The 13,814-nt window shown below is 46.6% G+C and carries 11 protein-coding genes and 2 tRNA genes; 3 read left to right on the top strand and 10 right to left on the bottom strand.

Features of this window, described 5'->3' with window-relative positions:
* Positions 1–500 precede the first annotated feature (500 nt).
* The 3 genes from B0I27_RS17515 to B0I27_RS12960 form a co-directional block, all read right to left on the bottom strand.
* Positions 501–610 (bottom strand) — tRNA-Asp (locus B0I27_RS17515).
* Between the two features lie 200 nt (positions 611–810).
* Positions 811–918 (bottom strand) — tRNA-Asp (locus B0I27_RS17510).
* Between the two features lie 117 nt (positions 919–1,035).
* Positions 1,036–1,620, bottom strand: a complete 585-nt coding sequence (locus B0I27_RS12960) for a riboflavin synthase (RefSeq protein WP_106294007.1) — start codon at positions 1,618–1,620, stop codon at positions 1,036–1,038.
* A 112-nt stretch (positions 1,621–1,732) separates the two neighbouring features.
* Here B0I27_RS12960 and rpoN point away from each other — a divergent pair, with 112 nt between their 5' ends.
* Together rpoN and B0I27_RS12950 are read left to right on the top strand one after the other, a co-directional pair.
* Positions 1,733–3,205: an RNA polymerase factor sigma-54 gene (gene rpoN / locus B0I27_RS12955; RefSeq protein ID WP_106294005.1), complete on the top strand. Its 1,473-nt coding sequence runs from the start codon at positions 1,733–1,735 to the stop codon at positions 3,203–3,205.
* Positions 3,206–3,295: 90 nt separating this feature from the next.
* Positions 3,296–3,490, top strand: coding sequence for a cold-shock protein (locus B0I27_RS12950; protein WP_106294003.1), 195 nt, complete (start codon positions 3,296–3,298; stop codon positions 3,488–3,490).
* A gap of 66 nt (positions 3,491–3,556) precedes the next feature.
* Here the strand turns inward: B0I27_RS12950 and B0I27_RS12945 are convergent, their stop codons facing one another.
* Positions 3,557–4,990, bottom strand: coding sequence for an MATE family efflux transporter (locus B0I27_RS12945; protein WP_245925511.1), 1,434 nt, complete (start codon positions 4,988–4,990; stop codon positions 3,557–3,559).
* 128 nt (positions 4,991–5,118) lie between these two features.
* On the opposite strand from B0I27_RS12945, the gene B0I27_RS12940 reads away from it, so the two are divergent.
* Positions 5,119–5,691 (top strand): hypothetical protein, encoded by a 573-nt coding sequence (locus tag B0I27_RS12940; protein ID WP_106293999.1) that lies wholly within the window; start codon positions 5,119–5,121, stop codon positions 5,689–5,691.
* A gap of 50 nt (positions 5,692–5,741) precedes the next feature.
* On the opposite strand, the gene B0I27_RS12935 is transcribed toward B0I27_RS12940, so the two are convergent.
* The 6 genes from B0I27_RS12935 to B0I27_RS12915 form a co-directional block, all read right to left on the bottom strand.
* A complete protein-coding gene (locus B0I27_RS12935) occupies positions 5,742–7,250 on the bottom strand; it encodes an amino acid permease (RefSeq protein ID WP_106293997.1) in 1,509 nt (502 codons plus the stop codon).
* A 189-nt stretch (positions 7,251–7,439) separates the two neighbouring features.
* Entirely contained in the window at positions 7,440–7,886 is a 447-nt protein-coding gene (locus B0I27_RS12930; RefSeq protein ID WP_106293995.1) for a hypothetical protein, read from the bottom strand.
* 56 nt (positions 7,887–7,942) lie between these two features.
* The gene (locus tag B0I27_RS17745) at positions 7,943–8,248 is read right to left on the bottom strand and encodes a hypothetical protein (protein ID WP_245925510.1); all 306 of its coding nucleotides are present in this window, start codon (positions 8,246–8,248) and stop codon (positions 7,943–7,945) included.
* A gap of 62 nt (positions 8,249–8,310) precedes the next feature.
* Entirely contained in the window at positions 8,311–9,552 is a 1,242-nt protein-coding gene (locus B0I27_RS12925; RefSeq protein ID WP_245925509.1) for a peptidase dimerization domain-containing protein, read from the bottom strand.
* A 26-nt stretch (positions 9,553–9,578) separates the two neighbouring features.
* The gene (locus B0I27_RS12920; protein ID WP_106294031.1) at positions 9,579–11,231 is read right to left on the bottom strand and encodes an amidohydrolase; all 1,653 of its coding nucleotides are present in this window, start codon (positions 11,229–11,231) and stop codon (positions 9,579–9,581) included.
* 25 nt (positions 11,232–11,256) lie between these two features.
* A complete protein-coding gene (locus tag B0I27_RS12915) occupies positions 11,257–13,794 on the bottom strand; it encodes a zinc-dependent metalloprotease (protein WP_106293993.1) in 2,538 nt (845 codons plus the stop codon).
* Positions 13,795–13,814: the final 20 nt, after the last annotated feature.

Genomic DNA, 13,814 nt, shown 5'->3' with positions numbered 1-13,814 from the left:
ATGCTTGCGCTGGTCTGTTCGAATTTGCGGGGTTTCCCCTGGATGATGTTCATTTCGCGGTAGCCGCGATATACAACGGAACCTGCTGTTCCGCGCACAATTCCTTTCTTGTCTACTTTTGCCATAACCTTGTTTGTTTTGGAGGGCAAGGTAGTGCGGCAGAGAAGGCGCGACGATTTTTTAGTCAAAATCGACAAAATTTTATGGATTTTTTAAAATAAGGCACCTCAAAAGCAGTCAAGTCCTGCTTAGGCTGAGCTTCGACCTTCTTTATATGAAGAGCTATATGTGCAGCTGAAAGGCAGTAATACGTCCGACTTTAAGCTACTCAGGTCGGACTTATCAGGGGAGAATGAGTGCCCATTATGGGCTGCATATAAGCGGTCCAGGATCAGCGGCATCGCTGAGATACAGCTGAGCTAAAAAGTCTGGAAAAAATAAAGCTCTCGATGGGCGAGAGCTCAAACTAACCAATTATAAACCTAAATTATATGAAAGGGCTGTAGGGGAAGGAATCGAACCTTCAAGGAGTGGTTAGGCCGTTTCCGGATTTCCCATGATCTCCGCCACCGAGACAAGGAGGTGTGTCTGCCAGTTTCACCACCCTACAGTATGACTTCGTTCAGAAGTTGTTGAAACAAATATAACAACAGTTAACTGTAAATTGCAAATATTTTAAAAAAAAATAATATTAATTGTCAATAAGATAAGTGAGCAGCTAGAATAATACGAAATGTATAAGCAAAAAATAAGCTCTCGATGGGCGAGAGCTCAAACTAACCAATTATAAACCTAAATTATTGAAAGGAGCTGTAAGGGAAGGAATCGAACCTTCAAGGAGTGGTTAGCCATTGCTGGTTTCCCGCTTTCTCCGCCACCGAGACAAGGAGGTGTGTCTGCCTGTTTCACCACCTTACAGTATTAAGCAACGTTTCCCGTTTGCTTGATACAAATATCAGAAAATATTTTAGAATTGCAAATTATTTAACAAAAATTAACATCCATTGCTAAAAAATCAGTTCCGGAGGAAAAACCCTACACTTTTAACAATCGAGCAACATACTTTCCGATGATGTCAAACTCAAGATTTACCAGATCGCCGGCTTTCAAAGCACAAAAGTTTGTATGCTCGTGTGTGTAAGGAATGATGGCTACAGAGAAGCTACCTTCCTGGGAGTTCACTACTGTGAGGCTTACCCCATTAACGCAGATCGACCCCTTTTCAACGGTCACATTTCCGAGTTTTGCATCATATCTGAAAGTATAAACCCAGCTTCCTTCAAGCTCAGAAACATGGGTGCAGGTGGCAACCTGATCGACATGACCCTGAACAATATGTCCGTCCAGCCTTCCATTCATTTGCATGCACCGTTCGAGATTTACAAGGCTACCGGCTTTCAATCTGCTCAAATTTGTTTTAGCAAGAGTCTCCTCCACCGCCGTAACGGTATGGCAATCGTCCTGGATGGCTACAACCGTCAGACAGACTCCATTGTGGGCAACCGACTGGTCAATCTTTAATTCAGATGAAAATGCCGAAGATATTTTTATATGAAGATTTCCTTTATCCTTTTGTAAGTCAACGACCTTGCCCAAAGTCTCAATAATGCCTGTAAACATGACACGAAGGTAAACAAAACCTAAATGCACACAAACTGTTAGTTGTCTTCGTATATTTAAACATCCGCCGCATCGTATTAATTTTAATATGTAATTTTGGCAATCAATATTTATGTTAAGACAAAACCTACAACAGAAGTTACTTCAGAAGCTCTCGCCTCAGCAAATTCAGTTCATCAAATTATTGCAGGTGCCTACAGTCTCACTGGACGCCCGCATAAAGGAGGAGCTTGAGGAGAACCCTGCTCTTGAAGATCTCAGTTTATCTAATCTTAACGACCCTGTTGAAGAATATCCGGACAAAGACCCTGATGATACTTTTGATTCAGAAGAAAAGACGGATGATTTTGACGAGTTTAATATTGATGACTATCTCCAGGAAGACAATATCAACGATTACGGCTCCAAGTACGATCAAAACGGCGATGATGAGGAAGACAAAAAGGAGATGCCTATTGCTGTGCAAAGTTCTTTTTATGAGAACCTGCAGGAACAGCTTGATTTGATTCCGCTTTCTGATAAAGACTTTCAGATTGGGCAGCAATTGATAGGGAGCCTCGACGATGACGGTTACCTCAGACGCTCTGTTGCTTCTTTAATTGATGATCTTGCATTCTCGCAGAATGTATTTGCTGAAGAAGAAGAAGTCGAGGAGATGCTGAAAGTTATCCAGAATTTTGAACCGGCAGGTATTGGTGCCCGCGATTTGCAGGAATGCCTCCTTATCCAGCTCCGGAAAAAGGATCACAGCAACCCCCTTATTCAGAAAGCGATACGCGTTGTAGAAGATTATCTTGATGAATTTACAAGGAAGCACTATGACAAGCTCGAGAAGTCTCTTAATATTTCATCGGAAGAACTGAAGGAGATCATTGCAGAAATCCTGCGACTGAACCCTAAACCGGGGGATTCGGGTGCGGTTACTACGAAGCAACTGCAGATCATCCCGGATTTTCATATCAGCAATAAAGAAGGGACACTGGTTCTGACGCTCAATTCGCAGAACGCGCCAGAGCTTAAAGTAAGCCGCTCCTATCAGGAGATGTTCCAGCATTATGACAAAACCTCACAAAAGGATAAAAAACTTAAAGAGGCCGTTCAGTTTGTCAAGCAGAAGCTGGACTCGGCGAAGTGGTTTATCGATGCGATAAAACAGCGCCAACAGACCTTGTTAAAGACGATGAATGCGATTATGCATTATCAGTATGACTATTTCCTGACGGGTGATGACAGAAATCTGAAACCAATGATCCTGAAGGATATCGCTGATCGGATAGGTATGGACATTTCCACCGTTTCCAGAGTAGCGAATTCCAAATACGTGCAGACAGAGTTCGGCACCTTCTTACTAAAGTCATTCTTTTCGGAAGCGATCCAGACGGAAAGCGGGGAAGAGGTTTCGAACAAAGAGGTTAAAAAGATTTTGGAGGAATGTATCGGAAATGAGGATAAGCGCCACCCCTTGGCAGATGAGAAGCTGGCCGAAATACTTAAAGAAAAAGGCTATAATATTGCCCGTCGTACCGTAGCCAAATACAGGGAAGCTATGAATATTCCCGTCGCACGGCTCAGAAAAGAGCTATAGTAACATCGGTTACTTGGCCAGACAGCTGAATTTAGTAGCGTCTTTTTGGATAAAAATTCCTACCTTGCGCGCTTTATTAATATTAATACAATGCAAAACGAAGGAACAGTAAAATTTTTCAATGAAACTAAAGGTTTCGGATTTATCGTACCAGCTAATGGTGAACCGGATATCTTTGTTCATTCAACAGGACTTATCGACGAGATTCGTGAGAATGATCGCGTAAAGTTTGAAGTTGAAAAAGGCAAAAAAGGCCTTAACGCGGTGAATGTAGAAGTTATTTAATTAATACATATATCATTAAGCTTTACAAGCATCTGTCGACGACAGATGCTTTTTTTTGTGCCCGGATTAGCCGGCGAGCGACATGCGCTCATTGCGTTTTGATATCCTCAGAAACCTTAGAATAAGGAAGACAGACGCTAACGTAAGTCCGGTTATCAGTCCCAGCCACATGCCGGTTGCTCCCATTTTAAAATGAAACGCGAGCAGATAGCCGACCGGCAAACCCACCACCCAATAGGAAATGGCCACCAGTATAGTGGGGATCTTAACATCCTTGATTCCTCTGAGCAAGCCGGCACCAATAGCCTGCGTACTATCGGAGATTTGGAACACCGCCGCAAAAAGCAGCAAGCCTGAAGCCAGACCTACTACTTCAGTGTTATCATTAAACAGCTGAGGCAACTGGAATCGAAATACAGCGAATATGACTGCGCAGAAAATGCCGTAACAAAGCGCCGTGATGAGCGTGCTGCGACCAATTCTGGAGATAAGCGAAAAATTATGTCCCCCATAAGCATTGCTCACCCGGATTGATCCCGCCTGGGCAAGCCCCATGGAAACCATGAATGTGAAAGAAGCGCAGCTTAGCGCAATCTGATGAGAAGCTTGAGAAACCGCTCCCAACGTTCCGATAATAATACCCGAAACAGCGAATGCCCCGGCCTCCATGCCCATCTGCAAACTGCTTGGAATACCGATGTGTAGCAGTTCCTTCATTGTTTTCGCCTTCAGTTTCCACTGACTTCTACTTACCAGGATGTATCTTTTGAAGGTACTGTGCTTCAATACCACAAATGCAAGCAGCAGGAAAATGAACGTACGCGTGATGAGCGTAGCCCATCCTGCGCCTACCAGCTCCAGTCTGGGGAAACCCAGGTTACCGTAGATAAGCAGCCAGTTCAGGAAAATATTAATCGGCATCCCGATTAATGAAAGTAACATGGCTGTGCGCGTATATTCTAATCCATCGGTAAACTGCTTAAGCGTCATAAACAGCAACATGGGCACAAGCGACATTCCCATCAGCTTCATAAAGGGCAGAGCCAGTTCGACCACTTCGGGGTCCTGACCAAGATGGTACAACACATTGCGCCCAAAGACGAGCAGACAGGATATGGCGACGGCGGCAATAGCGCAGAGTACAAAACCATTAAAGAAATAGTGAGACACCAGGTTCCCGTCCCTCCTGCCATGAGCCATAGACACCATCTGAGAAACGGAAATGGTGATACCGATACCAAAGACAAACGGGATATTCAGCGCGTTAAGAACCAATGCCGCAGCGGCAAGTTGCTTATAACTAATTGCTCCAACCATCGCCGCATCAATAAGATGGAGCGCCATTTGAGCCAATTCGCCAATAATGATTGGCAATGCTAATTTAATTGTTTTAGTCGCTTCAGAACTCATATACCATCCCCTCGTTTTAAGGGCTGCAAAGGTACTAACTTTTGTTAGATATAAATACCCCAACGACTTTGCAGGCGTTCTGTATATCATTGAGATAAATTGGTTATATTGTCGTTGAGTTGTGCTGCTATTGCTTAAAGAGGGAAATCTGACAGGCAGTAATCAGCAAGAGAAGTTGGGGTAATCCTTATCAGATTTAACTGAAGAAACTAAAAGTAATGAAGAAAAAAGAAAAGGAACTGACGAAAAAAGCCAGAAAGCAAATACGCCTTTCTCTGGAAGAACTGCTTACCGAAGAAATTAAAAAAGCCATCATTGGCCAGGGAAGAAATCCGAAGAAGGCGGCAAAAGAGATAAAAAAATCGGTCTCCCTGATCGCTAAAACACTAGCACAGAAAGAGTCTTTATCACAGCCCGAGGAGAAGAAGGACGCTCCGGAGATCCCTTTGATTAGGAAAAGTGTTAAGTCTTTTGACGTACCTCCTATACCTGCACCGGAGCTTCCTGTTATTCAAGACCCGCCCCTGGCTAAGCCCGGACGTATAAGAAAACCTACAGGCGCAGCCACAATAAAAGCGGAGGCGAAACCTGCCTCTCCGTCCAGAAGGGGAAGGAAAGCTTCGAGCCAGACCACGGCGGAAGCTGAAGCGGTACCCGTTAGACCGGTTAGGAAAAGAACCCCCAGGCCTCCTGTAGTAAAAGTGGAAGAAAGTACCGCAGATACGGAAACTGTGGTTGCTGAAGAAGGAGCCGATCTTTCTCCCGGCGATCAGGAAAATACAAATCCATAACAAAACAGGCCCGCTATATATGAGGGCCTGTTTGTATTTAAACTCTTTTTTTAGTTGAGATCTTTACGACTCTGCTTTCTTACGACTGAATGCTTTACGCTATACGCGAAGTAGATTACGAAGCCCAGAGCCATCCATATGATCAGTCGCTCCCAGTTATGCTTACCTAAACCAATCATCATCAGAAGACAAGCGAGGGCACCAATTATTGGTAAATAAGGCATTCCCGGCGTTTTGAAGGCCCTCGGAGTATGAGGGTCCGTACGCCGCATCACAATAACACCAATACAGACCAGCACGAACGCGAAAAGAGTTCCTATGCTAGTCATATCGCCCACCACATCTCCGGGCACGAATGCGGCAAATAACCCTACAAACACCAGGAAAATAAGGTTCGACTTATACGGAGTCTGATATTTAGGGTGAACCTCTGAAAATATTTTCGGCACCAGGCCATCCCTTGACATGGAGAAGAATACACGGGATTGTCCTAATAGCATTACCAGTATTACCGAAGAGAAACCTGCAAGGATAGCTACGGTGATCAATATCGACAGCCATTCATACCCGGGCATATAGCGTTCGATAGCAAAAGCTACTGAGGCCTCTTTTCCGGCGGTGGCGAACTCACTGTAGTTGGCTACACCAGTCAGCACATGACTGAACAAGACATACAGCACCGTACAGATCACCAGCGATACCAGAATACCGATAGGCATATCTTTTTTGGGGTTTTTAGCCTCTTGAGCAGCCGTAGATACCGCATCGAAACCTATAAAGGCGAAGAAGACGACCCCCGCACCACTAATGATCCCGCTCATTCCGAACTTTCCGAAATCATTTTCAAAATAGTCAAGAAATCCCTTGTTTCCGGCTACCCATTCCTGCTCACCCACATTTACAGGAATGTACGGAGTATGGTTAACCGGATTGATATACGACCAGCCCAGGAGAATGAAAGCGATAACGATCGCCACTTTCAGGATTACGATGATACCATTTATATTGGCCGATTCTTTGGTGCCTCTGATGAGTACAAGAGACAGGAGTATCACGATAAACAATGCAGGGAGGTTGATAATGCCGTTGACTCCTTCCGGCGAAACCTGAAACGGAGAATGACAGAGCTCATAGGGTATGGATACACCGAAGGTCTCCAAAAGCTTGTTCAAATATTCAGACCAGGCGATGGATACCGTTGCAGCACCTACGGCGTATTCTAGCACGAGGTCCCAACCGATTACCCATGCGACCACTTCTCCCATGGTGGCGTATGAGTACGTATAGGCGGATCCGGCGATGGGTATCATGGAAGCAAATTCCGCGTAGCACAGCCCTGCCAGGCCGCAGCCTACAGCTGCGAGAATAAAGGACAGCGTTACTGAAGGTCCTGCATGATCGGCGGCGGCTGCGGCAGTTCGAACAAACAAGCCAGCCCCTATGATGGCGCCAATTCCTAATGCTACAAGACTTCCGGCTCCCAAGGTCCGTTTTAACGTTCCTTCACCGGTTTCTTCGGCTTCTTTCATTAAAACGCCAAGTGGTTTCCTAAATTTCATAAAATATGCGAGTAAGATTTATGTCTGGAGACAGGACTTATTGGCCAATAACTACTTGACTTACTCAATGTAAGCAACTTTTCGAATTGCTGAGTAATTTCAGTGACGGCTATCCTAGCGAGGCCATCTTTCAGCTGTACCCGTTCATGGTCAGCGGTATATCTAAGTTCTGTCGGAAAATTCATATCGTTATTTTTTTATCTCAGCTTCCAAAAGGAAAATTTCTGAGCGTTTATCACCTGTTCTATTAAGCACCAGCTTACCCCTCATCCTTACAGGCCGGTCTGAGGCACCAACTGCACGCTTTGCGTACACTTCGATCATGGAAGGAATATCACCCTGTCCACAGTACGCACATTGGTCATACGGCACTACAGCCAGCATAAAATTGGTGTATTCCATTTCTGCCTTAAGAGGGATGATGTATCCGCTAAGTTCGATGACCTGGTTCTCCATGTCCTGAAGCCTTTGCGGAAAGGCGGGTACCATCTTATACTGGGCATTCTTGACATATTTTTTCTGTGCAATCAGCCTCCAGGTATCATCCATCAAAGGAACGTGGGTAGGAGCCTGTCCTTTTGCAATTACAGCACGGCATGTGAGCAGGGCAAGTATGACGATTAGCTTCAATTTCATGATTTTCTATTTGTATCAAAGCCAGCAGCGGTGCGGCTGCTGGCTCACTACACAACCTAATCCTTTTTAACAGTAGGATACTTAATGCCAAGCTGCTCCAGGTAGGTCTTATACTTCGCGGGGTTATAGTAGTATTTCTTCATTTCCGGTCTGAATTCCTCCATAATCTTCCTGTTGAGTAATATGGCCGGCTTATCAGTTTCCGATATAAGCGGGGTATATTTTACTTCTTTCGTTTGAACGTCGGCAAAATAAGCTTTTGCGCTTTTCAGGATTTCCGGATCGGTGAACATGTCCAGGAGTGTCATCGCTTCAGCCTTTGCTCCTGCCGTTACACCTTTGTGGGCGATTGGAGTCGCCATGGCAATGGCATTGGCCCAATGGTGGCCAGGTAAGCCTGGAATATTAGAAGGAAATCTGAGTACTATTGTAGGTACGTTCCAGGAGATATCGGCAATATCATCCGAACCACCGCCGCCGGCGGAGAGCGATATCGCTGGTTTGCAAGACCGCTCAGCGTTCCCGGAAGGCCTTCTACCGGCGACCCCAGCTCTTTTTGTAAAGCTTTTGCCAGGGTCTGATCATCGTCTGACCATTCAGGCAGACCTACAGCCTTAATATTTTCATACATCGCTTCAGCGATGGGCTGATTAAAATGACCGGGCCATGCGCTGCCCAGTACTTCATAGGTCATTTTAGTATCCGTCATCTTCGCTGCTGCCTCGGCGATCTTAATCCCGTCTTTGTACATCTTCATGATCTTTGGGTAAGATCTTTCGCGGAAGTAGTACCATACCGATGCTTTAGACGGCACCACATTGGGCTGGTCTCCCCCATCGGGAATTACATAGTGAGAACGTTGAGTGGTTTCCATGTGCTCCCGGTGATAGTTCCAGCCCAGATTCATCAACTCTACGGCATCCAGACCGCTTCGACCTTTCCAGGGAGCACCGGCAGCATGTGCAGCCTCACCTTCGAAATTGAACTTGACGGAGACCATACCATTTCCTCCGCCGTCACCATAGCTGGTGCTCATGTTATTGCCAACATGTGTGAAGATACATGCATCTACATCTTTGAAGTAGCCTTCGCGGACGTAATAGGCTTTCGACCCGAGCTGTTCTTCGGCTACTCCGGGCCAGAGCATGATTGTTCCAGGGATCTTTTCGCGCTCCATGATTTTCTTTAAAGCCAGGATGGCAGTGATGTTTAGGGGCTGGCCGGCATTATGACCTTCCCCATGTCCCGGGGCACCTTCAATGATGGGATCGTGGTAAGCTACACCTGGCTTCTGAGACGCCTTTGGAATGCAGTCGATGTCACTTCCTATCGCGATAAATGGCTTACCAGATCCCCATTTCGCTGTCCAGGCGGTGGGGATACCGGCGATACCTTGTTCTATTTTAAAACCATTCTTTTGCAGGATGCCTGTAAGATATTTCGATGTTTCCACTTCCTGAAAGCCCAGTTCGCCGAAACTGAATACCATATCGACCATCTCCTGTGTGAATTTCTGCTGTTTGTCGATCTCTTTCATCAGTTCAGTTTTCAATGCATCCAGCTTCGCGGGAGAAATGGTTTGTGCAGAGGCCTTGTAGGACACGAGTGCAGCTGCGGCTATCAGGCAGGCCTTCGCGAAAGCGCTTAACCCCTTTGAAATTGTCATTTTTGTTACCATGTCGGGATCCTTGATTAGTTGCTGATTTGAGTATTTACGCTTTGGCTGCGGACGGTAGGGTATTTGATACCCAGCTGCTCCAGATAGGTCTTGTACCTGGCCGGGTTATAGTAGTACTTCTTCATCTCCTCCCGGTACTCATTCATTATTTTCTTATTTAAAGTAATAGCGGGTTTATCGGTCTTGGAGATCATCGGCGTATACTTGGTGTCCTTGGTCTGAACATCTTTGAAATAGGTCCAGGCTTCCTTAATGATTTCAGGCTTAACCAGCATATCTAAAACCGTCAATGCCTCGGCCTTGGCTCCTGCGGTGACTCCTTTGTGTGCAATAGGTGTAGCCATGGAGATCGCGCTTGCCCAGTCGTGACCTTTCAGACCGGAAATATTGGACGGATAACCTAGAACTATCGTCGGCACATTCCATGAAATATCTCCAATATCATCCGATCCACCACCACTGAAAGAAGCCCCGGGAACGATTTTCATGATAGGGCTCAGCGTTGTTGGAAGTCCCTTATGCAAATCAGCGTTATCTGGATTGAGCTCTTTCTGAGTAGCGATAGCCAGTTGCTGATCTGCGTCGCTCCAGGAAGGAAGACCAACCTGCTTGATGTTCTCGTACATCGCCTCGGCGATAGGCTGATTCATGTGACCTGGCCATGCACTACCCAGGACTTCGTAAGTCATTTTGGTATCGGTCATGGAAGCCGCCGCTTCAGCGATTTTGATGCCATCCTTGTACATCTGCATCACCTTGGGATAGTCCTGCTCCCTGAAATAGTACCATACAGAAGCTTTAGAGGGGACAACATTCGGCTGGTCTCCTCCGTCTGTGATGACATAGTGAGAGCGCTGACCAGGCAGCATATGTTCGCGGTGCATATTCCAGGCAGTATTCATGATCTCCACTGCATCTAGTGCGCTTCTGCCCTTCCAGGGAGCACCTGCAGCATGAGCGGCTTCACCTTCGAAATTGAACTTTACGGATATCATCCCGCTCGTTCCGATCGGTCCATACCCTGTACCGAGGTTACTGCTTACGTGGGTAAAGATGCAGGCATCAACATCTTTGAAGTAACCGTCCCGAACATAGTACGCTTTTGTGCCCAGCTGCTCCTCCGCAACGCCTGGCCACAATACAAGTGTGCCCGACAGCTTCTCTTTCTCCATGATCTTTTTAAGCGCAAGCATGGCTGTGATGTTTAACGGTACACCGGAGTTATGGCCTTCACCATGTCCGGGAGCTCCGTCAATTATAGGGTCGTGATAGGCAACACCTGGCTTTTGAGATGCTTTTGGGATACAATCGATATCACTTCCGATTGCAATGACGGGTTTACCTGAACCCCACTTCGCCGTCCAGGCAGTGGAGATGCCTGAGATGCCATGCTCGATGCTGAAGCCGTTTTTCTTGAGAATATCAGTCAGGTATTTGGAGGTTTCTACCTCCTGGAAACCCAGTTCACCGAAGCTGAACACCATGTCGACCATTTCCTGAGTCATCTTTTGCTTGCTGTCGATCTCCTTGATCAACTCAGTTTTCAATGCATCCAGCTTAGCGGGACTCATTTCCTGGCCGAATGAAGTATCCGGACTAAGCACAAATACAGCGATCAGAGTGAAAAGATGCCTGCCGAGGGTTCTTATGTTTGCTATTTTCTTCATGGTTGTCATACTGAATATTTTGGAATTACCTTTCGTTGAAAGAACATGGATGGGCACAAGCATCTGTATTCAGGAAATCCATTCCCGGCATACCGATAGGTGCTCCCGGAGGCATATCCGCTGAAGCAGGTGTTTCGAATTTGTTGGGGTTTGCCTTAAACTCATCCATCTGCGCAAGGGCGAAAAGGAGGTTTGCTTTTTGTCGCGGTGCAGAGCCGCTGAGTTTTGCTTTCATCCATTGCTGAAGCTCTCCCAGCTCATAAAGAGCCTGACCTCTGACGATTTCTGAAGTTTTTGTATCGGCAGCCAGCATGATGAGATATTTCAAGACCTGGTTATTGACCATGGTTTGAAGCTCACCTTTGTAGCCCGTGGACAACGGGGTTTTCCAGGTTCGTTCTATGAGCTTGTCGGCAATTTCTATAAAGCCCGGATATTTGCTGTCCCTTGCATTGTATTCTACAAGGCGACTTGCGCGCTCCGCATTTAGTAAATATGAGAGGGTGCTGCTTGTTGCTGTTTCCGCCGCGGCAATTGGATCGAATGTTGGACCTGTATACCCCTTGAAGGTCTCTACGGATGCCGGGTAGCCGGAAGGCCTTGGGGGAATCATTTGAATGAGCTTTTCGGGCAGACTAAGGGCATCGGGACTGATTGTAGTCATCAGTGACTCAAAGGCGCGCCACTGTTCTTTTGGTTCGACCATCCGGGTTACCACCTGACCGTCGTTCTTAACGGCGTGGGTAAAGTATAAGCCTCCGATGGATTTGGCAACTGCTTCGATCTGATAGCGATGCAGGAGATAGGCAGGAACCAGTACTTTTTCGATAGTAGCCATCGGCTGACCATCCGGTATCGCTTTTTCGGAGAATTTATCGAGGATATTTCTACGCACCTTCATGATATTGCTGAGCTGATCAATAGGATTTGCTCCATCATCCCACTGGTGAGAGGTAGGATGGACATGTCCGCCGATATCCGGGATATAAATAAACCCCTTAGCCAGCGTCTCTTGCATGATCTTCTCGAGTCCGGCATGTTCATCTGTCCCCTTGTCGAACTCACTGTAACCCCACATTACTGCACGCTTATCCCACTCTCCTATGCCTTCGCCGTAGGCGTCCGAAATATCGACGGTTCCGTCCGGTTTCAAAGAGAAGCGAGGATAGGGATAGTCCATTACGGAGGCACGGCCTTTTGGACTGGCAGCGAAGTTATGATTGAAGCCCAGGGTGTGGCCAATTTCATGAGCAGATAGCTGCCTGATTCTTGAGAGGGCCATCTTTTCCATGGCATCAGTAACGGGCTTACCCGTTTCATAAGGGAGAAGCAAACCTTCAGCGATCAGGTAATCCTGGCGGTGCCTGTCTGAACCGAGAGTTACCACGCCCTTGATGATTTCACCTGTTCGTGGATCAAGGAACGAGGCACCTGAAGAAAATCCTCTGTTTGGATTGCCTGAGCGGTTAATCCAGTTCACTACATTATAGCGGATATCCATGGGATCAGCGCCCTCAGGTAACTCCATTATCTGGAAAGCATTTTTATATCCGGCGGCCTCAAAAGCCTGATTCCACCATGCGCCACCGTCAATTAAAGCCTTTTTTATTGGCTCCGGCGCGCCACGGTCAACATAGTACACGATCGGCTTTACAGCCTCGCTAACTGCAGACCCGGGTTTTTTTTTCTGTAAGCGATGACGTCTTATGAAACGCTTAACTATCGGCTCAGTCATAGGTGCTGAGAAATCCATATAAGCGAACTGACCAAAGGCAGAGCGTGGATCGAACTCCCGAGGTGTATATCCAGCTTCTGGAAGCTCCACGAACGACTGGTGCATCTGGATGGTGATTGCTGTTGGATCAGGAGCAATGTCTATGCCTCCGCCCCAGGGATTAGCATTTGGATTGCCTCCGGTAAAAGTAAGCAGGGATTCAAACTCGGTGTTCTTCGGAAAGTTCTTCGTATTTTCCATGAAGACCGCTGAGCGTGATTCGTCAAGTTTGTAGGAGCCTGAAGGGGCTGCACTTCTTGCCGAGACAGGTCCGCTTACACGGGCAACGCCCAATCTGGAGGTGATACCCTGACTATCCCGAATGATAAAGGGAGTCAGATCAAGGATGTATTTGCCACCGACAGTGGAGACTGGCGTGAAGCCGAAGACTACAGACTTTGCGAAGTTGTTATCTACGGCCTTGATCTGATCTTTATTAGTTGTGATAGCCCGGTAATTGTACACTGGCTGTACTAAGAGAATTTTCGGGCCTGCCTTGACAAACTTGACTATTGCAGATGACGCTTGTCCCCTTTCAGGCCCTCCATTACCGACACCGCTGCTAAGCGATCTGAAATATAAGAACTCGGTATCCAGCTTATCTACTTCAAGATAGACCTTACCGCTTTTGTCATCGTAATAGAAATCAAAATAGCCTTCGAATTTCTGCATACTCCGAACATTTGGTCCCTGCGTACTTTCGACAGGCTTCGTCTGAGCAAAAGCTGTCGAATAGGATGTGGCCGTCAAGGCCATCAGGCCCAGAAAAATTTTAGAATATAGTTTCATTAGCAGTCATGATATAGAAG

The organism is Arcticibacter pallidicorallinus (assembly GCF_003002875.1).
Taxonomy (GTDB): Bacteria; Bacteroidota; Bacteroidia; order Sphingobacteriales; family Sphingobacteriaceae; genus Arcticibacter; species Arcticibacter pallidicorallinus.
Note: the sequence above shows the minus strand (reverse complement) of the source record. Positions and strands in the feature narration are given on the sequence as shown.

Excerpts from the sequence above, each read along its gene's own strand:
- B0I27_RS12960 (WP_106294007.1), bottom strand. The coding sequence starts at position 1,620 with ATGTTTACAGGCATTATTGAGACTTTGGGCAAGGTCGTTGACTTACAA.
- rpoN (WP_106294005.1), top strand. The coding sequence starts at position 1,733 with ATGTTAAGACAAAACCTACAACAGAAGTTACTTCAGAAGCTCTCGCCT.
- B0I27_RS12950 (WP_106294003.1), top strand. The coding sequence starts at position 3,296 with ATGCAAAACGAAGGAACAGTAAAATTTTTCAATGAAACTAAAGGTTTC.
- B0I27_RS12945 (WP_245925511.1), bottom strand. The coding sequence starts at position 4,990 with ATGATATACAGAACGCCTGCAAAGTCGTTGGGGTATTTATATCTAACA.
- B0I27_RS12940 (WP_106293999.1), top strand. The coding sequence starts at position 5,119 with ATGAAGAAAAAAGAAAAGGAACTGACGAAAAAAGCCAGAAAGCAAATA.
- B0I27_RS12935 (WP_106293997.1), bottom strand. The coding sequence starts at position 7,250 with ATGAAATTTAGGAAACCACTTGGCGTTTTAATGAAAGAAGCCGAAGAA.
- B0I27_RS12930 (WP_106293995.1), bottom strand. The coding sequence starts at position 7,886 with ATGAAATTGAAGCTAATCGTCATACTTGCCCTGCTCACATGCCGTGCT.
- B0I27_RS17745 (WP_245925510.1), bottom strand. The coding sequence starts at position 8,248 with ATGGCGACTCCAATCGCCCACAAAGGTGTAACGGCAGGAGCAAAGGCT.
- B0I27_RS12925 (WP_245925509.1), bottom strand. The coding sequence starts at position 9,552 with ATGACAATTTCAAAGGGGTTAAGCGCTTTCGCGAAGGCCTGCCTGATA.
- B0I27_RS12920 (WP_106294031.1), bottom strand. The coding sequence starts at position 11,231 with ATGAAGAAAATAGCAAACATAAGAACCCTCGGCAGGCATCTTTTCACT.
- B0I27_RS12915 (WP_106293993.1), bottom strand. The coding sequence starts at position 13,794 with ATGAAACTATATTCTAAAATTTTTCTGGGCCTGATGGCCTTGACGGCC.